The organism is Rathayibacter sp. AY1C5 (assembly GCF_002931705.1).
Taxonomy (GTDB): Bacteria; Actinomycetota; Actinomycetes; order Actinomycetales; family Microbacteriaceae; genus Rathayibacter.
Genome location: NZ_PSWD01000008.1, coordinates 71,969 through 94,758, shown reverse-complemented (window position 1 = coordinate 94,758; position 22,790 = coordinate 71,969). Strand labels below are relative to the sequence as shown.

Sequence of the window (22,790 nt, the reverse complement as noted above, 5' to 3'; positions counted from 1 at the left end):
TGCGCCAGGGGCACGCCTCGGCGCAAGACCTGCACCCGCGAGCGCCCGGGGCGTAGCGTGAACGCACCGCATCCTGGCCCCCGGTGACGGAACCATGCCCATCCGCCTGCCCTGCGAGGACTTGACCATGACGACGCTCTTCCACACCGGAGGCTCCCTCTCCCTCGACGACGCGACCGCCGACGCCGTCGTCCGCTACTCGCTCGCGCTCGCGCAGCAGCACCGGATGAGCACGGTCAGCGTCGCCGACGACTCGGCCCCCTCCTCCGTCGTGACGCTCACCGTCGGGCTCGGCGTCCCCCTGGTCGTCGCGGGCAGCGATGGCGCAGCGGCGGAGTCGAGCGACGAGATCCTCGAGCGCCTCGACGCGCTCGACAGTGCGGGCGGACCGGTGCCCGCCTCGGACGTCGACCCCCGCGCGACGTGGGAGCTCGAGAACGAGTACTGAGCTCTGAGCCGCGGCGCTGCCGGCGCGGATCCGCCCCGCTCCTGCTCCGCGGGGCGCGGAGCGTCAGCGCCGGTAGCCGCGGATGATCTCCTGGGCGAGCGTCGTGATCGGAGTCGACGTCGCTCGCGCGCGGACCCGCAGCACCTCGAAGGCCTGCTCGACCGTGGTGCGGTGGGCGTAGGCGAGGATCCCCTTCGCCTGCTCGATCAGCACCCGGCTGTCGAGGGCGTGCTGCAGCTGCTCCTGAGTGACCGTGCTCTGCTGGAGCGCGCGCTGGTGCAGGATCCCGATCGTCGCGACGTCGGCGAACGCCTGCACGACCGCGATGTCGTCCGGATCGAGCCGCCCCGGCCGGGCCTGGAAGAGGTTGAGGGAGCCGATCGTCGTCCCCGCCGAGCGCATCGGCACGCAGTGCGCCGAGAGCACGTCGAGCTCGACCGCCAGCGTCCGGAACTCCGCCCACTCCTCGCCCACGGCGCGGGCGTCCTCGACGATCACCGGCCGCCCGGTCTCGAAGCACTGGATGCACGGGCCCGACCCGCTGTCGAGCTGGAGCAGCTCGATCAGCCGGGTGTCCTCGTCCGTGGAGGCGAGCACCTCGAGGGAGCCGGAGGAGTCGGCGAGGACGAGCCCCGCCGAGACGGCGTCGAAGAGGGTCGCGCTGCTCTCCACGAGGGTCTGCGTGAAGTCGACGACGTCGTAGTCGTCGACCAGCGTGTCGGAGAGGGCGACGAACGTCTGGATGACGCTGCGCTCGCGGGAGTTCGTCACCATGTGTCGTCCTGGGCGGTGAGAGGGCGGTCGGGGAACCCGTCGTGCCGGGCCACGATGCCGGAGGCGACATCGACGACGGAGCGCTGCTGGGCGAAGGCGTGGGCGCGCAACAGCAGCTGCGCCTCCTCGGCCGTGCTGCCGTAGCGCGCGATGATCATGCCGGTCGCCTGGTGCACCACGCGTCGCGAGCGCGGATTCGTGCTCTCCTCGACCTCGTTGTCGCGCAGCACCGCGGCCAGCACCAGCAGCGCCGTCGCGGTGGTCGAGGCACTGATCCGGCCGAGGAGGGAGTCGCTGAGCGACGTGGGGCGGCGGGAGTAGAGGTCGACCGCGCCGATCGAGAGCCCCGCGATCGAGAGCGGGAAGGCGAAGACCGCGCGCACCGCCGTGGGGCCGATCGCCTCGGTGAAGAGCGGCCAGCGCTCCTCCGCGCCGGTGTCCGGCACCGAGACGGGGCCGGCAGCGCGGATCGCCTCCCAGCACGGGCCCTCGCCGAGGTCGATCTGGATCTCGTCCAGCCGGCTCGCGGTGCTGTCGCTCGCGGCGACGGTCTCGCCGCCGAAGGGGCTGCCGAGCGTGGAGATCGCGACGCCGTCGATCGGGTACCCGCGCAGATACGGGTCGCAGAGAGCGTCGGAGTCGTTCACCGCCCCCATTTTAGCCGTCGGCTCCGCTCGGCGCGACGCTCCGCCGGACCGGCGGGGACGACGACGCGGTGACGCGCCGGAGCCCGCCTGGCTGCGCTGCCCGGGCGCACGAGGCGACGGCCCGTGAAGCGGCTCGTCGGGCGCGGACGGTGCATGGTGCGGGGCGACGGGAGCCGGAGGACGGCGGCCTGCACGGCGACGGAGCGGCTCAGGCCGGGGTCGATCGAGCCGGGACGCTCGAGGGCGGCGATGAGGTCGTCGAGGACGGCGAAGGCGGGATCTGTCATCACGGCTCCTGGCCGGGTGTCCGCGGCCGTTGTTCTGCGCGCCGGGGCGCGGGCGGTGTCGATCGGGTGTCGCCGTGCGGGGTCCGCGCACGACGTCGACGAGGTCCTGCCCGACGGTACGGGGCGCGGATCGACCGGACGACGTGGTTGACCTCCCCGAGGTCCGCCGCTACTCGTGCTCTGCGTTGAGCTCGTCGAAGTCGTTCGTGATGATCGACAGCGGGGTGTACGGCGTGATGAGGAGGAGCGCCGGGTTCGCGCGACCCTCGCCGTAGTTGACGGTCAGCCACTGCGGGGTCGGGGAGGCCAGGGCGGCCTCGACCTCGGCGCGGAACTCGTCGAGGCTCCTGTTGTTGACGGTGTAGGCGGTGCCGTTGTAGATCAGGTCGATGCGCTTCACAGCTGGTCGCCCTTCGCCGGGGGACGCACCGGTTCGGCGGGTTCCGAGATCACGTACAGCCCGCCCGCGGAGTTCGCGAGGTCGGTGAGCGCGGAGATCCAGGCGGGGTTGATGCGGGGCATCCGGCCGCCGAAGTACTTGTAGCGGAGCGCGTGGGAGGGGTGGATCCAGATCGCGCTGCGGCCGTCGCCCATGCTGTGGTCGTCGCGCCAGCTGAGCAGGAACGACTCGTTGCGGCGCAGCTTCGCGGTGATGACGATCTGCAGGTGCGCGAGCACGCGGTCCTCGAAATCGATCTCGACGGTCCCGTCGTAGTGCAGCTTCCCCATCGGCGTCTCCAGCCCCTGATCTCCGGCCGGCAGGCGCCCGCCGTTGCCACCACCCTTCCGCAGACCGGAGGGATCCGACAACCCGGTCTGCCATTCTCTGCTCGATCTGTCCAGGTCTTCCGTCAGCGGCGGTCCTCTGTCAACCTCCTCCCTCCACGCAGCCGGCGCTGCCGAGCATGGGCGGCATGAAGCACATCCTCTTCGCCGACAAGACGATCCTGGTGGGGGACGAGGCGGCCGACGCACTCGTCGAGTACGCCGTCGCCCTCGCCTCGAAGGGCGCGGCCGACACCGTCGAGTACACGGGGATCGGCGCCGACGGCGGGACGGTCGACGCCACCTTCCTCGTGAACGCCGCGGCCGCCCTCATCGTCGAGACCACGCCGAGCGACCTGCCCGAACCGGACAACGCGGCGGAGGTGGCGCGGCTGCGCGCTCGTATCGACGCGCTCACCGGCGAGCATCCGGTGCAGCCCGGCGACGGCGAGCTGACCAGTGGTGCCGACTACGAGGACTCCTACGAGCAGTGAGTGGTTCCCCGTGGTGCGCGTCCGGGCGCGACCGGCGTCCGCTACCACTGCGAGGCTCCGCAGTGAACCCCCTGATCGGCTGAGGGGAGGCGGACGTACCGTGGCCCTGCGGGTCGCCGACGACACGATCACCGGCCGACCGCTACGGGCACGGCCGCGGGTCGGCCGGGGAGGACGGACACCATGACCGGAGACCATCCCTTCTGGGTGCGCCTCGCGCGCAAGGAGCCGCAGTGCGCCATCGTGCGCGGCCGGGTCTTCGAGATCGGCGCCCCCGACGAGCGGGACGGCGCCTTCCTCCTCACGGTCTGGGAGAAGGGGCGGCCCGTCGGGCACGTCCTGAACGTGGATCCGCCCGCCTACAAGCCGTGCGGACCCGGGCACCCGGTCGAGCCGCAGCGGGTCGACGGGGTCGAGGAGCTGCTCGAGCTCCTGGTGCCCCAGCGCACCCGGCTCGCGGCGCACGGCTGACGCCGCTCCCGTCCGCGGGGGCCGCCCGAGTCCTGTGCACCGGGAGCGGGGCGAGCGCTGAGCACCCGCTGACGGACGCCCGGGACGGGGGAGTCGTGCGGCCGGGCGGCGGCTGGCATCCTGACCTCGGTGCGACGAGCGTGCCCGCGAGGGGGAGCCCGATGAGCACCGCCGAGGACGTCGACGACGGGACCGCCGAGTTCGGGTACCGCCCTTCGCTCACCCGCGGCATCGGCCGCTTCGGCAGCTTCGCCGCGGGCGTGAGCTACATCTCGATCCTGACCGGCACGTTCCAGCTCTTCTCCTTCGGCTTCGCGCTCGGCGGTCCCGCCTACTGGTGGTCCTGGCCGATCGTGTTCACCGGGCAGCTCATGGTCGCGCTGTGCTTCGCCGAGCTCGCCGCCCGCTACCCGGTCGCCGGCTCCGTCTACAACTGGAGCAAGCGCCTCGCCGGGCCGACGGTGAGCTGGATGGCGGGCTGGCTGATGGCCACCGCGTCCGTGGTCACGCTCGCGGCCGTCGTGCTGGCGTACCAGGCGACGCTCCCGCAGATCTGGAGCGGGTTCCAGCTCGGCGGCTCCGCGGGGGTGAGCGCGGTGGTCTGGGGAGGACTGCTGATCGCGTTCACCACCGCGGTCAACGCGCGCGGCGTGCAGCTGATGGCCCGGATCAACAGCGTCGGCGTGCTGATCGAGCTCGTCGCGGCGGTGCTGCTGGTGGCGGTGCTCGCGGTGAACGTGGTGCATCCGCCGACCGTGCTGCTCGACACCAGCGGCTACGGCGGGAGCACGCCGGGCGGGTACGCCGGCGCGTTCCTCATCGCCGCGATCGCGTCGGCGTACGTGATGTACGGGTTCGACACCGCGGGCTCGCTCGGCGAGGAGACGGTCGATCCGCGCCGGACCGCGCCGACGGCGATCCTGCGGGCGGTGACCGCCTCCTTCGTCCTCGGCGGCCTCATCCTGCTGCTGGGCATCCTCTCGGCGCCCGACCTCGCCGACCCGGCGCTCGGGCAGGCGTCGGGCGGGCTGCAGCGGATCGTGCTGCAGGTGCTCGGCGGCCCCCTCGGATCGGTCCTCCTGCTCTGCGTTGTCGTCGCGATCACGGTGTGCGCGCTGGCGGTGCACACGGCGGCCATCCGACTGATCTTCGCGATGGCCCGCGACAACGCCCTGCCCGGCAGCCGCGTGCTCGCCCGCGTCGACCCGCGGCGCGGGACACCGGTGGCGCCGGCGCTGGTCGTGGGGGTGCTCGCGGTGCTGATCCTGGTCGTGAACATCGGGACGCCGGCGATCTTCACGGCCGTGACGAGCGTGGCGGTCATCCTGATCTACCTCGCCTACCTGCTGGTGACGGTGCCGCTGCTGATCGCCCGGCTCCGCGGCCGGTGGCCCGCAGCCGCGCCCGGGCGCTTCTCGCTCGGCCGCGCGGGCCTGCCGGTGAACGTCGTCGCGGTGCTCTGGGGCGCGGCGATGACGGTCGACCTCGCGTGGCCGCGCGTCGAGGTCTACGGGGAGGAGCTGCGCTGGAGCGCGGTCGTCGTGATCGCCGCGGTCGTCGGGATCGGCCTGGCCTGGTTCCTCCTCCGCGGCCGGCACCGCCTCGGCACCCTGCCCGCGCACGCGCTCCCCTCGCCGCCGCCGCAGGGCTGAGTCGCACGAGAAGGCCCGTTCGAGGGGGCAGGACGATCCTTCCCGGGCGACTCGGCGGCGGCACCGGGAGGAGGATGGGGGAGCGGGTGCTCGGCCGAGCGCCGCGGGAAGGAGCGCGCGTGCGGAACCGCCTGGCGACTCCGTCCCTGCTCGCGCACGCCGTGCTCATTCAGGCCGTCGCGTTCCTGCTCCGGCCGGCCGCCGTCTACCAGGCGATCCGGCTCGACGTGCCGGCTTGGGCGCTCGGGGCGCTCGGCGCCTCGTTCGCGCTGGTGCCGCTGCTGATCGCGCTGCCGGTGGGCGGGCTGGTCGACCGGGTCGGCGCCCGGGCCGTGATGGCCGTCGGCTCGCTCGTCGCGGTGGGAGCGGCCGCGGTGCTGCTCCTGGCGGGCGGGAGCGTCGCGGGGCTGCTCCTCGGCATCGCCCTGCTCGGCGCGGGGCATCTGGGCTGCGTGGTCGGGCAGCAGACCGTCGTCGCTGGCGGCACCGGAGGGACGCGTCTCGACAGCCGCTTCGGCTACTACACGTTCGCCGCGTCGCTCGGGCAGGCGATCGGGCCCGCGTTCATCCCGGTGCTCGCGGGCGGCTCGGTGCGGCCCGACCCGGCGCCGCTGTTCCTCGTGGGCGGGATCCTCGCGGTGCTGCTGCTGGTCTCGACGGCGGGGATCCGCAGCCCGTCCCCGCGCGGACTCGCGGTGGAGGGGGCTGCGGCTCCGGGCTCGACGCTCGGTCTCCTCCGGGTGCCGGGCCTCGCGCGCGCCCTGCTGACCAGCGCGACCGTCGTCGCCGCCGTCGACCTGACCGTCGTCTACCTCCCCGCCCTCGGCGCCGAGCGCGGGCTCCCGGCCGGCGTCGTCGGGGCCCTGCTCACCGTGCGCGCGCTCGCGTCGATGGCCTCGCGGCTCCTCCTCGGCGCGGCCACCGCCCGGCTCGGGCGCACCCGAGTGATGGTGGGCGGCATCCTGATCTCGGCGCTCTGCCTGGTGCTGGTCGCCCTGCCCGCGCCGACCGTGCTCCTCTTCGTCGCGGTCGCCGCCCTCGGCCTGGGCCTCGGGATCGGCCAGCCCATCACGATGTCGTGGCTGATCGAGCGGACCCCCGCCGACCGCCACGGCCGCGCCCTCGCGCTGCGCCTGGCCGGGAACCGCCTCGGGCTGATCGCCCTGCCCAGCCTCCTCGGCGTCCTCGCGGCGGGGGCCGGAGCGGGCGGTGTCCTCATCGGCACCGGTGCCGCGGTCGGCGCGACCCTCCTCCTGCTGCGCGGGGTGCGCCTGGACTGAGGTGCCCGGGGGCGCAGCGGATCGGCGGCGCGAGCTGCGTTCCCGGGCCTCTCCGTCGGAAGACCGGAGGGTCAGCTGCCCGGCTCCTCCACGCGGACGTCCTCGGCGGCCTTGTCGGCGCGCCAGCCGCGCCAGACCGGCTGGCGGAGGGTGCCGGAGGCGGTGCGCTCGCGGTAGCGGACCTCGCCGACCAGGACGGGCGACACCCAGTGCACGCCGCGCGACTCGAGCGGAGGGACGGAGACGGCGGGCTCCTCGGTGGCGTGCTCGGCCAGGCGGTCGACCAGTCCGCGGCGCTCGCGGTCGCTGAAGCCGGTGCCCACACGGCCGGAGTACGCGAGCCCGTCCTCGCCGGGGATCGCGGTCAGCAGCGCCCCGACCGACCCCTGGAGGCCGCCCTCGCCCTCGCGCCAGCCCACGATCACGACCTCCTGCAGCCGGTGGTGGGTGAGCTTGATCCAGTCGCGCGAGCGGCTGCCCTCCTGGTAGCGCGAGTCGCGGCGCTTGGCGACCACGCCCTCGAGGCCGAGGGTGCGGCTGGTGGCCATCGCCTCCTCCAGGTCGCCGTCGAACACGGACGGGACGTGCACGCGCTCGTTCTCGGCGACCAGCTCGACCAGTGCCGAGCGACGGGTGTCGTAGTCGCTCCCGGTCAGGTCCTCTCCTGCGCGCTCGAGCAGGTCGAAGACCATCAGGTGCACCGGAGTGGACCGGGCGGCCGCCTCGATCTCGCGCGGCTTCGTCAGCCCGCCGCGGGTCTGCAGGGCGCCGAAGTCGGGGCGCCCGCGAGCGTCGAGGGCGACGATCTCGCCGTCGAGCACGGCGTCGGCGGCGGCCTCGGCGAGCGGGGCGAGCAGATCGGGGAACGCTGCGGTCAGGTCGTTGCCGTTGCGGCTCGTGAGGGTCGCGGTGCCGCCCTGCACCCGCACGAGAGCGCGGTAGCCGTCCCACTTCATCTCGATCGCGGCCCCGGGGTCCACGTCGCCGCGGCGTCCGGCCGTGGCGAGCATGGGGCGGTGGCGGCGCGGAGCGGAGTCCTCGGCCGGGCGGTCTGCGGAGGGTGCGGGGCGGGGAGCGGGCGACGCGGCGGACGCGGCCGCCCGGCCCCGTCGCTGCGTCCCGTGCCCGTGAGCGGGACCCGGCGCCATCAGGTGCAGGAGCCAGTTCTTCTCGGCGCCCTCCCTCGAGCCCGTGTGCAGCAGGGCGTAGCGACGGGGCTGGCCGCCGAGCCCGCCGTCGGGGCGGCCGGTCAGCACCGCGATCACCTCCTTCCCCTCGCGCCACTTCTCGAGCGCGTAGGTGCCCTCGTCCCAGATGCGCACCTCGCCGCCGCCGTACTCGCCGGCCGGGATCGTGCCCTCGAAGGTCGCGTACTCGAGGGGGTGGTCCTCGGTCTGCACCGCGAGCCGGTTCGGGTCGCCCTCCAGCGGCGGGCCCTTCGGCACCGCCCAGCTGACCAGGACGCCGTCGTGCTCGAGCCGGAAGTCGTAGTGCAGGCGCCGCGCGTGGTGCTCCTGGATGACGAAGGAGTCGCCCGAGGAGGAGCCCGCGGACCCCGCCTCGGGCACCGGCTCCGGCGTCCTCGACGCGTCGCGCATGCTGCGGTAGGTCGCCAGGCGGTCGGAGGAGGCGTCCGTCGCGGCGAAGCCCGCCATCCGCTCCGGGGTCGGCTCGAGCCCGGCACCCCGGGCGGCGAGCAGCGGGCGGAGGAGGTCGCCGTCGCTCCGCAGCCGCTCCACCACCTCGTCGGGCGACAGGTGGCGCAGGTCCTCGGCACCCAGCTCCTCCCACGTGCGGGGCGCGGCGGCGGCCGGCCGGAGGCGCCCGCGGAGGGAGTAGGGGGCGATGGTCGTCTTCGCCGCGCTGTTCTGGCTCCAGTCGACGAGGACCTTGCCCTCGCGCAGGGTCTTCTTCATGTCCGAGACGACGAGGTCGCGGTGGTCCGACTCGAGCACGCGCGCCAGCTCGTGCGCGACCGCCGAGATCTGGTCGCTGGAGGCGGAGGCGTCCAGCGGGCAGTAGAGGTGGATCCCCTTGCTCCCGCTGGTCACCGGCAGCGGAGACAGCCCCATCCCCTCCAGCAGGTCGCGGGCGAGGAACGCGACCTCGGCGCACTCGGCGAGGCCCGCCCCCTCGCCCGGGTCGAGGTCGAGCACGAGGCGGTCGGGCGGACGGCGCTCGCCGTCGGAGCCCACCCGCCACTGCGGGACGTGCAGCTCGAGCGCCGCCTGCTGCGCCAGCCAGGTGAGCCCGGCGACGTCGTCGACCAGCGGGTACTCGACGTCGCGCGACGAGTGCGCGAGCCGGGTCCGGCTCAGCCAGTAGGGGGCGGAGGAGGGGAGGTTCTTCTCGAAGAAGACCTCGCCCGGATGCTCGGCGGTGCCCACTCCGTCGACCCAGCGCTTCCGGGTGACCGGGCGGCGCGCGAGATGGGGCAGCATCGCGGAGGCGACGGAGGCGTAGTAGGAGAGCACATCGGCTTTGGTGAAGCCCGTCTCCGGGTAGACGACCTTGTCGAGGTTCGTCAGCCGCAGCCTCCGCCCGCCGACCGAGACGATCTGCTGCGAGGCGGCCATCCCCCCATGGTGGAGGCAGGTGCGCGCCGAGGGAACCCCGGACCGTCGCGGGAACCCGCAGCGAGCCGCCTCCACGACTCGGGGTTCCCTCGGCGGCGGGGAGTAGCGTCGACGCACCACGTCCGAAGGAGCCCTCCGTGCCCGACACGATCGCCGACATCCCCCTCACCACGATCGACGGCACCACGTCGACCCTCGCCGATTACCCGCCCGTGCGGCTGATCGTCAACGTCGCCTCCCGCTGCGGCCTCGCCCCGCAGTACGAGAAGCTCGAGGCCCTGCAGAAGAGCTACGGGGAGCGCGGATTCACGGTCCTCGGCTTCCCGAGCAACCAGTTCCTCCAGGAGCTGAGCGACGAGGACAAGATCAAGGCGTACTGCTCGACGACCTGGGGGGTCACCTTCCCGATGTTCGAGAAGGTCCGCGTCAACGGCCGCTCGGCGCACCCGCTCTACGCGGAGCTCACCAAGGCGGAGGACGAGAACGGCAAGGCCGGCCGGGTGAAGTGGAACTTCGAGAAGTTCCTGATCACGGCCGACGGCACGGTCCACCGGTTCCGCCCGACGGTCGAGCCCGACGACCCGCGGATCGTCGACCTGATCGAGGCGTCGCTCCCCAACTGATCCCGCTCAGGGGCGGGCGCGGGGCGGAGCACGCCACCCGTCGCGGCTCAGCGGTCGCGGAGCCCCAGGGCAGAGCAGGCGTCCGCGGGGTCGACGCCCTCGGGGCAGACGATGTCCGAGACGTCGAACGGCGTTGCGCGCGAGAACGGGATCATCTCGATCCCGTCGACGTGGCGCAGCAGCACGAGGCCGCCCTCACCCTCGCGCAGGCTCCGGCGCACCTGGCGCAGGAAGATGCCGGCCATGTCGAGCTCGACGACTAAGGAGCGGCCGCTCACGTCGATCCGGCAGCCGATGACCGGCTGGGAGCCGACGGAGACGGAGTCCGGCACGCGGCGCGGCTCGATCGGCTGCTCCTTGCGGAGCGTCCGCACCGGGGTGAGGGTGGGCAGGCCGGTCGCTCGCGCGGTGTCCGTCATGGTCGTCTCCGTCCGTCGACGTCCGCCGATGGTTCCGGGGACGTCTTCTCGACGGTACTTCGCGTCCCCCGCAGAGGGGACGGGGTTGACGGCCGTGCGATCAGGGGGCAGCGGGGCCCAGGAGCAGCAGGGCCCGGGAGCGGCAGGGCTCAGGAGCCCTGGCGCTGCTCCTCGGGCTCCGGCAGGACCGAGAGCTCGCCGTGCATGCTGGCGACGCTGAGCATCTGCTCGATCCACGCGCGGTTGAGCTTGGGCTGGTGCGCCTCGGTGAAGCGGAAGTGCAGCGGCACCGACGGGTGCAGCCAGACGGAGCTCCGGCCGTGTCCGGTGGAGGCGTCCTCCATCCACGAGAGCGAGAAGGCTTCGTTGCGGCGCAGCTTCGAGAGGACGGCGACCTTCAGGTGCGCGAGGACGCGCTCCTCGAATTCGATCTCGAGGTTCTGCGGTCCGTAGATGAGCGTGGCCACGGGCCCCCTTCGTTCATCGGGCCGGCCCTGGCGGACGGCTCCTCGGGGGACGGTATCCGCTCGGACCCCGGTGCGGGGAATCGGGCGGGAGACACGCCGGACCCCCATTGACAGTCCCGCGGACGGGACGTAGCACTGCCGCGCGTGCTGGGCGCCACGTTAGCCGACGCGTGACGGCGGAGTCGATGCTCCGTCGCGGATCTCCCGTCGGCCGGGGCCGGCCCGGGAGCGAGCGCGGGCACCTCCGGCTGCCGGCCGCGCCGCTCAGGATCCCGTCACGGCCCGGCCGGCGCGTCCCACCCCTCCTGCGGAGTCGCACAGGTGCCGCGGAAGACGTACTGCGACGGCAGCTTCCGCTGGTGGGAGGACCAGTCGATCGCCGGCCGCCGCTGCTCCGGAGGCAGGTAGCCGAGCCGGTACACCGCCATCAGCTCCAGCTCGTCGGGCACGGCGAGCAGCGACTCGATCCGCGCCCACGCTCCCGGCACCTCCATCGGGAACGACACGAACTGGATCCCCATCCCCAGCTCGACCGTGCTCAGCCAGACGTTCTCCATCGCGGCGCCCATGCTGAACACCGAGTAGAAGGAGGAGAGCTCGCCCGGCCGGTACTCGGAGCGGTCGAGCATCACCCCGAGCAGCAGCGGCGATCCCGCGACGAGCCGGCGGTTCTCCTCGCCGAGCGTCTGCGGGACGCGGAGGGAGTTCATCAGGAACTGCCCGCGCTTCGTGAAGACCTGCTTCGTGAAGGGGCGGAGCGGAGCCGGCAGCTTGTCGAACAGCATCCCGTCGCGCCGCCGCTCCATCTCCTCGCTGCTGAAGCGGAAGTAGGGCTTGTAGCGCTCGAAGAACGTGCCGTTCGACATCGCGGTGGTCATGCTCTCGCCGCTGATCGCGGCGATCCGGTCGATCGTCTCGCGCTCCTCGACGAGCACGAACCGCCACGGCTGGCTGTTGAGCTGCGAGGGCGCCCGGCCGGCCACCTCCATCAGGAGCCGCTGGTGCTCCTCGGAGACGGGGTCGGGCAGGAACGCGCCGTTGGTGGTCTTCCGGCGCCGGACGACATCGAGGAACTCCATGCCTCGATCCTGCCCCGATCGATCGCGCAGAGGGGGGAGCGGCGGCGGCCCGGGGCGCGCGCGGTAGCATCGAGGGTCCTGTGCAGGCTCGAGGGAAGCGGTGGAACGGTGAAGACGAGGGTCATCTTCTACCTCCTCGGAGGTGTGTTCGTGCTCGGCGCGGGCATCAACTCGGTCGTGGGCAGCGGCTTCTCGGTGCCGAACCTGCTGACGATGCTCTGCGGCGCGCTGATCCTCGCGATCGCCGGCTGGCAGGCGCTGCGCTCGTACCGCTCCGACCCCGACCGCGACGTCGAGCCCCCGCGCTAGAAGCCGGGGCGCGTCAGCGCAGGGCCGACCCGGCCCTCAGACGCTGGAGCACGCCTCGGTGCCGCGCCGGCCGCCGCGTCCGCCCGAGAGCGGCGAGCACGAACGGAGCCGCCGCCAGCGCGATCGCCGGGTGCCGGCGTCCGTGCGTCCCCGCGAAGGGGATCACCGCCAGCGGGACGGCGGCGGGAGCCAGCGCGGACGCGGCGCGGGGGTCCGACCGCCGCAGCGTCGCCCAGGCCAGAGCGGTGAGCGTCGACGTGCAGATGTAGAGCGCGTGATGGATCCAGTGCCAGCGGCCCGTGCGGAGAGCGCCGGTGGCGACGGCGGTGCCGAGGGCGCAGTTGGCGGAGTAGCTGACGGCGGCGGCGCGCAGCCAGAGCGGACCGGAAGCGCTCGCCCTCCGCCGCGTCCTCACACCTCGCCCCGCGCGAGCAGCAGCCGGTAGGGCGCCGCGCGCTCGACCCGCCACCCCTCGGGCGCCACAGCCCGCAGCTCGGCGGCGGTGAAGCTGCGCCGCACCGACAGCGACCCGTCGTAGTGGAGGAACGAGCCGGCCGCGATCGGTCGCGTGGCCAGCAGGTAGGCCGTGTAGGCCAGCCGCGAGCGCTCGATGTCGTTGTGGAGGGCGCGCGGGGCCAGGCGCTCGCTGTCGGCGAGCAGGTCGGCGAGTGATTCCGGCGACAGGTGGTGCAGCACGTGGTTGGAGGTCACCAGGTCGAAGTGCTCGCCCTCGGCGACCAGGTCGGCGCTGCTCGCGCGGCGGAACTCGACTCCGGGCGGCGCGGGCGTCGACGTGGCGAAGGCGGAGGCGCGCTCGTCCGGATCGACGGCGGTGATCGCCAGGCGGAGGCCGTCCTCGCGGGCCCAGCCGGCGAGGGAGCGGGCGACGTCGCCGCCACCGGAGCCGATGTCGAGCAGGCGGAACGGCTCGTCGGGCCGCAGCAGCGGACGCAGGCGCGAGCGGTAGAGGCCACGCCACCCCGAGACCAGCCGGTTCACGGTGCCGAAGCGGGCGTAGGTGGCGTCGAGCAGGGTGCGGTCGCAGTCCGGGTCGTCCATCAGCTCCTGCTCGGAGACCTCGCGGTGGCGCAGGTCCGGCGCGAGAGGGGCTCGCGGAGTCACTCCCCGCCCCGCTTGGTGAGCAGCGCGAGCTCGACGGTGAGGCCGGGGCCGAACGCCATCGCGCCGATCCGCTCGCCGTCGGCCGCCTCGCCGTGCAGCAGGCGCCGCAGGATGAAGAGGACGGTCGCGCTCGACATGTTGCCGTTGGTCCGCAGCACCTCGCGCGACGGGGCCAGCTGCTCGTCGCTGAGGGCGAGCGAGGCCTGCACCTTGTCGAGGATGCTGCGGCCGCCGGGGTGGATCGCCCAGCGCTGCACGTCGCTCCGCTCGACCTCGGCGCCGGCCAGCAGCGGGGCGACGGCCGCCTCGATGTTCGCTCCGATGATCGAGGGCACGTAGGTGCTCAGCCGCATCGAGAAGCCGTGGTCGCCGATCGTCCACGCCATCTCGGTCTCGCCCTCGTCGGTGAGCGTCGTGGCGAGCGCGTCGAGCTCGAGCACCGGGGTGCCGGGCGCGGCCTCGCGGGCGGTGACGACGGCCGCCGCACCGCCGTCGGCGAAGACGGAGGTCGCGACGATCTGCTCCGGGTCGTTGGAGCTGGTGAGGTGGATGGTGCACAGCTCGACCGCGACGACGAGGACGACCGCCTCCGGGTCGGCCTCGCAGAACTGGCGGGCGGCGCGCAGGCCGGGGAAGGCGCCGTAGCAGCCCATGAAGCCGAGGTGGAAGCGCTGCGTCGAGGGTGCGAGGCCGAGGCGGCGGACCAGCTGGTAGTCGGGCCCCGGGGCGTAGAAGCCGGTGCAGGAGACCGTCACCACGTGGGTGACGTCCTCGGGGGTCATCGACGCGGACGAGAGGGCGCGGCGGGCCGCCTCCGTGAAGAGCTCGGGAGCGCGCTCGGTGTAGACGGCGTTGCGCGCGGCCGTCCCCGGGTCGAGCACCAGGCCGCTCCCCGCGTCGTAGAAGACGCTCGCACCCTCCCGCTCGACCCGGTCGAGCTCGTCGACCACCGTGCTGCGGGTGTCGATCCCGGACGCGTCGAAGGCCGCGCCGATCAGGCGGGACCCGAGCCGGGTCATCGCGGGCTGGGACGCGAAGAGGTCGCGCACCTCGGACTGGCGCAGGACCGTGGTCGGCACCGCCGTCTCGATGCTGCGGATGTGGACACTCACCCGCAGGAACCTATCGCGGAATCCTGCGGGTGAGCGGTGCCCTGGAGCGTGATCAGAGGATCGGCTTCCCGCCGGTGACGGCGATCGTCGACCCGCTGATGTAGCTCGCCTCGTCGGAGGCGAGGAGGACGTAGGCGGGGGCCACCTCGGCCGGCTGCCCGGGGCGGCCCAGCGGGACCTGCTCGCCGAACTCGGCGACGGCCTCCTCCGGCATGGTCGAGGGGATCAGCGGCGTCCAGATCGGGCCGGGCGCGACCGAGTTGGCGCGGATGCCCTTCTCGCCGAGCGCCTGCGCGAACGAGGCGGTGAGGCTGAGGATCGCCGACTTCGTGGCGGCGTAGGGGAGCAGCTGGTACGACGGCTGGTCGGACTGCACCGAGCTCGTCGCGATGATCGACGCGCCCTCCTTCAGGTGGGGCAGCGCCGACTTCACGAGATGGAAGTAGGCGCTGATGTTCGTCGCGATCGTGCGGTCCCACTCCTCGTCCGGGATGTCGGTGACGCTCTCGCGGCTCATCTGGAAGGCGGCGTTGCTGACGAGCACCTCGAGGTGGCCGAAGCGCTCGACGGTCTCGGTGACGACGGCGCGGCAGTGCGCCGGGTCCTGCAGGTCGCCGGGGAGGAGCAGCGCCTCGCGGCCGGCCTCCCGGACCCACGTCGCGGTGTCCTCGGCGTCGTCGTGCTCGTCGAGGTACGAGATCGCCACGTCGGCGCCCTCGCGCGCGAACGCGATCGCGACGGCCTTGCCGATGCCGCTGTCGCCGCCCGTGATGAGGGCGACCTTGCCGCTGAGGCGGCCGGTGCCGCGGTAGGTGGTCTCGCCGTGGTCGGCCTTCGGCGTCAGCTCGGCCTCGGTGCCGGGCGGTGTCTGCTCGGGGGATTCCGGAGTCATGACTCTCCCTCTCGTGTCGTCGGTCGGTGTCTCCATGCAAGCGGGTGGGAGGGAGGGGGCGCAGGGGGTTGACGCCCGGACCGCTCCGTCGTGTCGTCAAGCCCGCGACACCGAGGGCTCCCTGGGTCTTGACTGAGCGTGTCGCCCTTCTTCGGGGCGCTCGGCCAGGAGGTTCGACATGAGCACGACAGACAGGGATCCGGCTGACGGCGGACTGCCGCGACGGGCAGAGGGCTCGGCGGCGGGCGGCACGGCGCGAATCGACTCCGCGGGGGATACGGGAGCGGCTGCGGCGACGGACCGCTCCGTGACTCCGGACCGCTCCGCGACTCCGGACCGCTCCGCCTCCTCGGACCGCTCCGCGACTCCGGGCCGCTCCGCCTCGACGGACCGCTCCGCCTCGACGGACCGCTCCGACTCGGCGCACTCGGCCCCCGAGCACCGCGCGCCCGTCGACCCCGACTCCGCCGAGGCGAAGCAGGCCCGTGCGGCTGCGCGCAAGGACATCCACCAGCGCGAGCGCGACCGCTTCGGCGGCTTCAAGATCGGCTGCGCCTTCTTCGGCTGGCTCGCCGCCACCGGACTCGCCGTCCTCCTGACCGCCCTCGTCACCGCGATCGGGGCCGCCGTCATCGGCACCCAGGACGTCACCGGCGACCTCGCGGCCGACCCCGCCGCGTTCGGCTGGGCGGGCGCGATCGCACTGCTGGTCATCCTCCTCGTCGCCTACTACTGCGGCGGCTACGTGGCAGGCCGCATGGCCCGCTTCAGCGGAGCGAAGCAGGGCGTCGGAGTGTGGGCCTGGGCGGTCGTCGTCGCGATCGTCGTGGGCATCGTCTCGGCGATCACCGGCGGCAGCCAGGCGCTCTCCGCGGTGAGCGGCTTCCCGACGATCCCGCTCGACGCCGGCGACGCCACGGCCGCGGCGGTCGTGACGGCGCTCGCCGCCCTGGTCGTCGCGCTGGTCGGCGCCGTGCTCGGCGGTCTCGCCGGCATGCGCTTCCACCGCCGCGTCGACCGCGAGGGCCTCTCCGGCCTCTCCGTCTGACGCTCCCGTCCCTGCTCCCTCCCCGGAAGCTGCCGCTCCGTTACGCCACGCACGCCGTGTCGCGCACCGGAGTGGCAGCTCGCGGAGGGGAGGTAGGGTCCATCGCGTGACGGGGGAGCGAGGGACGCGGCTGGCGGACGAGCTGCGGGAGTGGGACGCGGGCGCGCTCGCGGACCTGCGGGACGAGTACCTGGCGTTCCTCGAGCAGCGCGGCGAGTCGGCGCTCGAGCGCGACGGCGGCCCCGAGCACGTCACGGCGAGCTGCTTCGTGCTCTCGCCGAATCTGGCGCAGGTGCTGCTCTGCTTCCACCGCAAGGGCCGGTTCTGGGTGCAGCTCGGCGGTCACGTCGAGCCCGGTGACGACTCCACGGCCGACGCGGCCCTCCGCGAGGCGCAGGAGGAGAGCGGAGCGGCACGACTGCAGCCGCTCGGCGTCCTGCCCCTCGACCTCGACCGGCACGCGCTCGGCGACGGCTTCGGCCGCTGCTCCCGCCACTGGGACGTGGGCTACGGTGCGATCGCCGATCCGGACGCTCCCGTGACCGTCAGCGACGAGAGCGACGACGTGGCCTGGTGGCCGGTCGACGCGCTGCCCGCCGAGGTGCCGCCGGGGTTCGCCGAGCGGCTGGCCGGGGCGCTCGCCGCGGCGCGTCTCCTCCGCGATGCGGGGTCGTTCGGCGGCTGATCGAGGCCCGCCTCCACCCACTCCGCGTCCCGGCAGCGCGCCTGCGACGAGTCCTCCCCGTGACTCCGGCGCCGTGCGGCACGATGGGGCGATGAGCAGCACCGCTGACCCCGTCGTCGTCCTCGCCGGTGCGAGCGGATTCCTCGGGACGGACCTCGCCCGCCGCTTCACCGCCGACGGCTGGACGGTGCGGAGGATCGGCCGCTCCGGGCCGGACGCGCGCTGGGGCGACACCGTCGGCATCACCCGCGTGCTCGACGGTGCGCGCCTCCTGGTGAACCTGGCCGGCAAGAGCGTCGACTGCCGGTACACCGCGGCGAACCGCGCCGAGATCCTCCGCTCGCGCGTGGCGACCACCGCGGAGCTGCACCGGGCGGTCGCGGCGGCCGCGACTCCTCCTCCGGTCTGGATGAACGCGAGCACGGCCACGATCTACCGGCACGAGGAGGAGCGGGCGAACACCGAGGACGAGGGCGTGCTCGGCGAGGGCTTCTCGGTCGACGTGGCGCGGGCGTGGGAGTCGGAGTTCTTCGCCGGGGAGACGCCCGGCGTGCGGCGCGTGGCGCTGCGGATGTCCATCGTGCTCGGAGACGGTCCGGCGACGGCGATCCTGCTGCGGCTGGCGCGGCTCGGGCTCGGCGGTCCGCAGTTCGACGGGCCGTGGCCCTCGACGCGCGCGCGCCGCGAGGCCGGCGTGCACCACGAGCACCGGCGCACCCGCGGCCGTCAGCACTTCAGCTGGATCCACGTGGAGGACGTCCACCGGTCGATCCGCTTCCTCGAGGAGTCGACCCTCGACGGGCCGGTGAACCTCGCGTCGCCGAATCCGAGCGACAACACCGAGCTCTCCCGGCTGCTCCGCGCCGCCGTGGGCCGCCGGATCGGCGTGCCGGCCCCGCGCTTCGTCCTCGAGCCCGCGACGCTCCTGCTCCGCACCGAGTCCGAGCTCCTGCTCAAGTCCCGCTGGGTCGTGCCCGCCCGCCTCGAGGACGCCGGCTTCACCTTCGCGCACCCCCACCTCGCCGAGGCCCTCCGCACCCTGGCCTGACCCGCCCCCCGCGAGGCGACCGACCTCCGCCGCGAGCCCGTGTCGCGGAGGTCCGAGTCCGAGCGCGGATCCACCCCACCCCGGCCACCCTCGAGGCGTCGACCGGAACGCGTGCCGAGCGTTCTGGACGCGCCGACCGCGCCCCGCTCTCCGAGTACCCGGCCGGTCTCTGAGTCGACCGCGCCACGCCGCGCGGGGAGCGGCGTGGCCGACATCACGTCGGAGGTCGCGCTACTGCGCGACCTTCGCCGCGATGTCGCTCCGATACAGCCCGCCGTCGAGGTGGATCAGGTCGAGCGCGCGGTACGCCCGCTCCCGCGCCTCGGCGAAGTCGGCGCCGCGCGCGACGACGTTGAGCACGCGGCCGCCGGTGGCGACGAAGCTCCCGTCGACCAGCTGGGTCGCCGCGTGGGCGATGGTGACGCCGGGGACGTCCGCCGCCGCGTCGAGTCCGGTGATGGTCCGTCCGGTGACGGCGTTCTCGGGGTAGCCCTCGCTCGCGAGGACGACGGTGACGGCGACCTCGTCCGTGAACGCGGGCCACGGGACGGAGGCGAGCGCGCCGGTGGCCGCCGCGTGCAGCAGCGCGGACAGCGGGGAGGCGAGGCGGGGGAGGACGACCTGGGTCTCGGGGTCTCCGAAGCGGGCGTTGAACTCGATCACGCGCAGGCCCGCGTCGGTCACGATGAGGCCGCAGTAGAGGAGTCCGACGAAGGGGGTGCGCTCGCGCTCGAGCTGGCGGATGGTCGGGATGGCGACCGTGTCGATCACCTCGTCGACGAAGGCGCGCTCGCTCTCCCAGAGGTCGGCGAGCCAGGGGAGCGGGGAGTAGGCGCCCATGCCGCCGGTGTTCGGCCCCTCGTCGCCGTCGCCCAGGCGCTTGAAGTCCTGCGCGGGGGAGAGAGGGACGACGTCGTGGCCGTCGGAGAGGAGGAAGAGGGAGACCTCCTGGCCGGCGAGGAACTCCTCGATGAGGACGTCGCCGGACTGCAGCCAGAACTCGGCGTGCGCGATCGCGGCGCTGCGCGACTCCGTCACCAGGACGCCCTTGCCCGCGGCGAGGCCGTCGGCCTTGACGACCGAGGGGAGTCCGTACTCGTCGATGGCGCGGGTGGCGTCGACCAGGGTGGAGACGCGGGTCGCGCGGCCGGTGGGCACGCGGGCCATGTCCATCACGCGCTTCGCGAAGGTCTTCGAGCCCTCGAGTGCGGCGGCGGCCCGGTCGGGGCCGAAGGTGGGGATGCGGCGCTTGCGGAGCGCGTCGGCGACTCCGGCGACCAGGGGCGCCTCGGGGCCGATGACGACGAGCTCGATGCCCTGCTCCACCGCGAAGTCGCTGACCAGCCGGGGGCTGTTCGTGTCGAAGTGGATGACCTCGACGTCACGCGCGATGCCGGCGTTGCCGGGCGCCGCGATGATCTCGTGGTGCTCCTCCTCCGCGAGGAGAGCCGTGATGATGGCGTGCTCACGGGCACCCGAACCGAGGACGAGGATCTTCACCCTGACAGGATAGGGCGCCCCGCCCCGGGGCTGGTCCCTGTGACGTCCTCCTCCGCAGGGCGGCGCTGCGGACGCCGACACGCCGGGCGGAGCCGGCGGGAGGCCTCCGGGAGCGAGCGGCGGCGGCAGGATGGATGCATGGCCAAGGGCAGGATCGACGAGGCGAGCGGGCAGTCCGCGGTGCGGGCGGCGCTCGCCGGAGGAGCGGACCGGAACACGACGGCGACGGCGGTGCGGTTCCTCCTGCAGATCATCGAGACGAACGTCCCCGGACGCAGCGTCGAGGTGCGCGTTCCGCCGTTCGGCGCGGCCCAGTGCGTCGAGGGACCGGGCCACACCCGCGGGACTCCGCCGAACGTGATCGAGATGGACGCGGCGACCTGGCTGCCGCTCGCGACCGGCTCCCTGCCGTGGAGCGAGGGTCTCGCGAGCGGGCGGATTCACGCCTCCGGAGTGCGCGCGGACCTCACGCCGTTCCTCCCCATCCTGCGCGTCGGCTGAGCGTCGGCGAGTTAACTTCTCGTAAACGCGGCGGCGAGCCGTCGTCGGATCGTTTGACCTGGGGTCCGCCGTCGGGTTGTCTGGGAATAACCCCCTCACGCGGCACGAATCCTCTCCGGATCCACCGCTCGATGCTTGGAGTCCCCTTCACGATGCGCAGTACTTCCCCGGGCCGACGCGGCCTCACCCGACTCCTCTCCGCGACCGCCGTCGGCGCCGTCGCCGGAGCGGCCCTCCTCGGCGCCACGCCCGCCGTGGCGGCCGAGGGCGATGTCGCCATCGACATCCTCTCGATCAACGACTTCCACGGGCGGCTCGCCGCCGACCGCGCCGTCGCCGGAGCCGCCGTGCTCGCCGGTGCCGTCGACTCCTACCGCGCCGCCAACCCGAACACGCTGTTCGTCTCGGCCGGCGACAACATCGGCGCCTCGACCTTCGTGTCGAAGGTGCAGGGCGACATCCCCACGCTCGACTCGCTCAACGCGATGGGCCTCGACGTCAGCACCCTGGGCAACCACGAGTTCGACCAGGGCCGCGCCGACGTCGACGGCCGCGTCGTGGACGCCTCGGCGTTCCCCTACGTGAACGCGAACCTCTACGACACCGCGACCGGCGAGCGCGCCTACTCCCCGTACGTGATCACCGAGCAGGACGGCGTCTCCGTCGCCTTCATCGGCGCGATCACCGAGGACCTCGGCAAGCTCGTCAGCCCCGCCACGATCTCGACGCTCTCCATCGAGCCGATCGCCGAGAACGTCAACGAGGTCGCCGCGCAGCTCCAGGACGGCGACGCGGCCAACGACGAGGCCGACGTGGTCGTCCTGCTCCTGCACGAGGGAGCCGACGCCGACGCGGCCGAGCTGAACACTCCGGAGGCGGACCCCAAGTTCGGCGCGATCGTCAACGCGGTCGCCCCGAACGTCGACGCGATCGTCTCGGGCCACAGCCACCAGGAGTACGACGCGGGCATCGACGCGGGCCGGGCCTTCCCGACCGTCGTGTCGCAGACCGGCAGCTACGCCGAGAACATCGGCCGCATGTCCCTGACCGTCGACCCGGCGACCAAGCAGCTCACGTCGCTCACCAGCGAGGTCGTGCCGCTGACGAAGGTCGTCGACGACCCGACCTCCGACGACCCGGCCAAGACGATCGTCGTCGGCGCCTTCGAGTCCGACCCCGAGGTCGAGACCATCGTCGCCGACGCCCAGGCCGTCGCCGTCCGCGAGGGCAGCGTGAAGGTCGGCACCATCACCGAGGACATCTCGCGCGCCTACCGCCCGGACGGCACCACGACCAACCGCGGCTCGGAGTCGACCCTCGGCAACCTCGTCTCGGACGCCCAGCTGTGGGCCACCCGTGAGCTCGGCACGCAGATCGCCTTCTCGAACGCGGGCGGCCTGCGCGACGACCTCTCCTACACCGCGACTCCGGACCAGCCCGGCGACGCGGACGGCGTGGTCACCTACGCCGAGGCCTCCGACGCCCAGCCCTTCGCGAACACCCTGGTGACCCTGCAGCTGACCGGCGAGCAGATCTCCGACCTGCTCGAGGAGCAGTGGGTGGGCAGCTCCAGCCACCCGCAGCTGAACCTCTCCACCTCGAAGGACCTCACCTACGTCTTCGACGCCACGGCGCCCGAGGGCTCGCGCATCTCGCAGGTGTTCTTCCAGAACGAGCCGATCGACCCGGCCGCGACCTTCACCGTCGTGACCAGCAGCTTCCTCGCGAGCGGCGGCGACGGCTTCAGCACCTTCACCGAGGGCACCGGCACGGCCGACTCCGGCCGCATCGACCTGGACGCCTTCGTCGGCTACATCCAGGACCTCGGCACCGTCAGCCCCGACCCCGTGCAGCGCACGATCGGCCTGACCGACAACGTCCCGGACTCGGGCGAGTACGCGGTCGGCGACACGATGACCGTCGACCTCTCCTCGCTCCTGTTCAGCACCGGAGCCGCGGCCGACACCACCGTGACCGCGAGCGTCGACGGCACCGTCGTCGGCACCGCGACGATCGACCCGACCCGGGCCGTCACCGACGACTCGACCGGTCGCGCCTCGTTCTCGGTCCCGATCGACGAGAGTCTGGCGGGCGGCGCGCACACCGCGACGTTCGTGCTCGACACCACCGGCACCGAGATCAGCGTCGGCTTCGCCGTCGCGGCCGGCGCCGGAGCGGGCACCCCGACTCCCGGACCGACCACGGAGCCGACGCCCGCGCCGACCACGCCGCCCACCACGGGCCCCGCGCCGACGCCGACCACTGCTCCGGTCGCCGGCTCGCACCACCTCGCCGAGACCGGAGTGGACGCGACCCCCGCGTTCGCCGCCGGGATCGCCGCTCTGCTGCTCGGTCTGGGCATGACGGTCGCGCGCCTGCGCCGCCGCACCGCCGCGAAGTAGCCGCACCGCGCGCACGACGGGCCCTCGACTCCGGTCGGGGGCCCGTCGTCGTGTGCGGGCGAGCCGATGGTCGACCCCCGGGAGCCGTGGCGGGGGGCGCTCCCCGAGGAGCGGCAGCAGCCCCCGGAGACGCGAGAACGCCGCCTCCCGGTCGGGAGACGGCGTCGGAACGCGATGAGGTGCTGTCGC

26 protein-coding genes are annotated in these 22,790 nt (G+C 73.5%); 12 read left to right on the top strand and 14 right to left on the bottom strand.

Annotated features, from left to right (window positions below):
- The first annotated feature begins 127 nt into the window (after positions 1-127).
- On the top strand, positions 128-448 hold the full coding sequence (locus C5C57_RS08740) for a hypothetical protein (protein ID WP_104297505.1): 321 nt from the start codon (positions 128-130) through the stop codon (positions 446-448).
- 63 nt (positions 449-511) lie between these two features.
- Here C5C57_RS08740 and C5C57_RS08735 read toward each other — a convergent pair whose 3' ends face one another.
- The 5 genes from C5C57_RS08735 to C5C57_RS08715 all read right to left on the bottom strand — a co-directional run bounded on the left by C5C57_RS08735 (position 512) and on the right by C5C57_RS08715 (position 2,885).
- Positions 512-1,222, bottom strand: a complete 711-nt coding sequence (locus tag C5C57_RS08735; protein ID WP_104297504.1) for a GAF and ANTAR domain-containing protein — start codon at positions 1,220-1,222, stop codon at positions 512-514.
- Complete coding sequence (locus C5C57_RS08730; RefSeq protein ID WP_146082402.1) at positions 1,216-1,869, bottom strand: GAF and ANTAR domain-containing protein; 654 nt, start codon at positions 1,867-1,869, stop codon at positions 1,216-1,218. The genes C5C57_RS08735 and C5C57_RS08730 overlap by 7 nt, the downstream gene beginning before the upstream one ends.
- On the bottom strand, positions 1,866-2,156 hold the full coding sequence (locus C5C57_RS08725) for a hypothetical protein (protein WP_104269342.1): 291 nt from the start codon (positions 2,154-2,156) through the stop codon (positions 1,866-1,868). Before C5C57_RS08725 ends, C5C57_RS08730 begins: the two co-directional genes overlap by 4 nt.
- A gap of 169 nt (positions 2,157-2,325) precedes the next feature.
- The gene (locus C5C57_RS08720) at positions 2,326-2,556 is read right to left on the bottom strand and encodes a hypothetical protein (protein WP_104250777.1); all 231 of its coding nucleotides are present in this window, start codon (positions 2,554-2,556) and stop codon (positions 2,326-2,328) included.
- On the bottom strand, positions 2,553-2,885 hold the full coding sequence (locus C5C57_RS08715) for an ATP-dependent DNA ligase (protein WP_104223784.1): 333 nt from the start codon (positions 2,883-2,885) through the stop codon (positions 2,553-2,555). Before C5C57_RS08715 ends, C5C57_RS08720 begins: the two co-directional genes overlap by 4 nt.
- Positions 2,886-3,070: 185 nt before the next feature.
- Between C5C57_RS08715 and C5C57_RS08710 the strand changes: the two genes are divergently transcribed.
- The 4 genes from C5C57_RS08710 to C5C57_RS08695 all read left to right on the top strand — a co-directional run bounded on the left by C5C57_RS08710 (position 3,071) and on the right by C5C57_RS08695 (position 6,818).
- Positions 3,071-3,415 (top strand): hypothetical protein, encoded by a 345-nt coding sequence (locus C5C57_RS08710; RefSeq protein ID WP_104260837.1) that lies wholly within the window; start codon positions 3,071-3,073, stop codon positions 3,413-3,415.
- 183 nt (positions 3,416-3,598) lie between these two features.
- The gene (locus C5C57_RS08705) at positions 3,599-3,886 is read left to right on the top strand and encodes a hypothetical protein (RefSeq protein ID WP_104223782.1); all 288 of its coding nucleotides are present in this window, start codon (positions 3,599-3,601) and stop codon (positions 3,884-3,886) included.
- Between the two features lie 161 nt (positions 3,887-4,047).
- Positions 4,048-5,538 (top strand): APC family permease, encoded by a 1,491-nt coding sequence (locus C5C57_RS08700; protein WP_104297502.1) that lies wholly within the window; start codon positions 4,048-4,050, stop codon positions 5,536-5,538.
- A 119-nt stretch (positions 5,539-5,657) separates the two neighbouring features.
- A complete protein-coding gene (locus tag C5C57_RS08695; protein WP_258072735.1) occupies positions 5,658-6,818 on the top strand; it encodes an MFS transporter in 1,161 nt (386 codons plus the stop codon).
- A 71-nt stretch (positions 6,819-6,889) separates the two neighbouring features.
- Here the strand turns inward: C5C57_RS08695 and C5C57_RS08690 are convergent, their stop codons facing one another.
- Positions 6,890-9,394 carry an ATP-dependent DNA ligase gene (locus C5C57_RS08690; RefSeq protein ID WP_104297500.1) on the bottom strand — a complete coding sequence of 835 codons (2,505 nt, stop codon included), beginning with the start codon at positions 9,392-9,394 and terminating at the stop codon, positions 6,890-6,892.
- A gap of 137 nt (positions 9,395-9,531) precedes the next feature.
- Between C5C57_RS08690 and C5C57_RS08685 the strand changes: the two genes are divergently transcribed.
- A complete protein-coding gene (locus C5C57_RS08685) occupies positions 9,532-10,017 on the top strand; it encodes a glutathione peroxidase (RefSeq protein WP_258059459.1) in 486 nt (161 codons plus the stop codon).
- 47 nt (positions 10,018-10,064) lie between these two features.
- Here the strand turns inward: C5C57_RS08685 and C5C57_RS08680 are convergent, their stop codons facing one another.
- From C5C57_RS08680 to C5C57_RS08670, 3 genes are all read right to left on the bottom strand, one after another.
- Positions 10,065-10,436, bottom strand: a complete 372-nt coding sequence (locus tag C5C57_RS08680; protein ID WP_104297499.1) for a hypothetical protein — start codon at positions 10,434-10,436, stop codon at positions 10,065-10,067.
- A gap of 149 nt (positions 10,437-10,585) precedes the next feature.
- Positions 10,586-10,903, bottom strand: a complete 318-nt coding sequence (locus tag C5C57_RS08675; RefSeq protein WP_244229547.1) for a hypothetical protein — start codon at positions 10,901-10,903, stop codon at positions 10,586-10,588.
- Between the two features lie 275 nt (positions 10,904-11,178).
- Complete coding sequence (locus tag C5C57_RS08670) at positions 11,179-11,982, bottom strand: nitroreductase family protein (RefSeq protein ID WP_104233823.1); 804 nt, start codon at positions 11,980-11,982, stop codon at positions 11,179-11,181.
- A 108-nt stretch (positions 11,983-12,090) separates the two neighbouring features.
- Here C5C57_RS08670 and C5C57_RS08665 point away from each other — a divergent pair, with 108 nt between their 5' ends.
- Positions 12,091-12,291 (top strand): hypothetical protein, encoded by a 201-nt coding sequence (locus tag C5C57_RS08665; protein ID WP_104223776.1) that lies wholly within the window; start codon positions 12,091-12,093, stop codon positions 12,289-12,291.
- Between the two features lie 13 nt (positions 12,292-12,304).
- Here the strand turns inward: C5C57_RS08665 and C5C57_RS08660 are convergent, their stop codons facing one another.
- From C5C57_RS08660 to C5C57_RS08645, 4 genes are read right to left on the bottom strand one after another with little or no spacing between them, the layout of a single operon-like run.
- Positions 12,305-12,706 carry a hypothetical protein gene (locus tag C5C57_RS08660; RefSeq protein ID WP_104297498.1) on the bottom strand — a complete coding sequence of 134 codons (402 nt, stop codon included), beginning with the start codon at positions 12,704-12,706 and terminating at the stop codon, positions 12,305-12,307.
- Positions 12,703-13,413 (bottom strand): class I SAM-dependent methyltransferase, encoded by a 711-nt coding sequence (locus C5C57_RS08655; protein WP_258060494.1) that lies wholly within the window; start codon positions 13,411-13,413, stop codon positions 12,703-12,705. Before C5C57_RS08655 ends, C5C57_RS08660 begins: the two co-directional genes overlap by 4 nt.
- Complete coding sequence (locus C5C57_RS08650) at positions 13,410-14,525, bottom strand: type III polyketide synthase (RefSeq protein ID WP_104288444.1); 1,116 nt, start codon at positions 14,523-14,525, stop codon at positions 13,410-13,412. The genes C5C57_RS08655 and C5C57_RS08650 overlap by 4 nt, the downstream gene beginning before the upstream one ends.
- A gap of 52 nt (positions 14,526-14,577) precedes the next feature.
- The gene (locus C5C57_RS08645; RefSeq protein ID WP_104295684.1) at positions 14,578-15,417 is read right to left on the bottom strand and encodes an SDR family oxidoreductase; all 840 of its coding nucleotides are present in this window, start codon (positions 15,415-15,417) and stop codon (positions 14,578-14,580) included.
- Positions 15,418-15,595: 178 nt separating this feature from the next.
- On the opposite strand from C5C57_RS08645, the gene C5C57_RS18095 reads away from it, so the two are divergent.
- From C5C57_RS18095 to C5C57_RS08630, 3 genes are all read left to right on the top strand, one after another.
- Positions 15,596-16,465: a hypothetical protein gene (locus C5C57_RS18095; protein ID WP_219827751.1), complete on the top strand. Its 870-nt coding sequence runs from the start codon at positions 15,596-15,598 to the stop codon at positions 16,463-16,465.
- Between the two features lie 106 nt (positions 16,466-16,571).
- Complete coding sequence (locus tag C5C57_RS08635; protein WP_258072734.1) at positions 16,572-17,150, top strand: NUDIX hydrolase; 579 nt, start codon at positions 16,572-16,574, stop codon at positions 17,148-17,150.
- 91 nt (positions 17,151-17,241) lie between these two features.
- Positions 17,242-18,198, top strand: a complete 957-nt coding sequence (locus C5C57_RS08630; protein WP_104226810.1) for an epimerase — start codon at positions 17,242-17,244, stop codon at positions 18,196-18,198.
- A 231-nt stretch (positions 18,199-18,429) separates the two neighbouring features.
- Here C5C57_RS08630 and purD read toward each other — a convergent pair whose 3' ends face one another.
- The gene (purD, locus tag C5C57_RS08625; RefSeq protein ID WP_104247381.1) at positions 18,430-19,698 is read right to left on the bottom strand and encodes a phosphoribosylamine--glycine ligase; all 1,269 of its coding nucleotides are present in this window, start codon (positions 19,696-19,698) and stop codon (positions 18,430-18,432) included.
- Between the two features lie 138 nt (positions 19,699-19,836).
- On the opposite strand from purD, the gene C5C57_RS08620 reads away from it, so the two are divergent.
- Positions 19,837-20,199 (top strand): sterol carrier family protein, encoded by a 363-nt coding sequence (locus C5C57_RS08620; protein WP_104223770.1) that lies wholly within the window; start codon positions 19,837-19,839, stop codon positions 20,197-20,199.
- Between the two features lie 152 nt (positions 20,200-20,351).
- Positions 20,352-22,601 carry a bifunctional UDP-sugar hydrolase/5'-nucleotidase gene (locus C5C57_RS08615; RefSeq protein WP_181069131.1) on the top strand — a complete coding sequence of 750 codons (2,250 nt, stop codon included), beginning with the start codon at positions 20,352-20,354 and terminating at the stop codon, positions 22,599-22,601.
- The last annotated feature ends 189 nt before the right edge of the window (positions 22,602-22,790 follow it).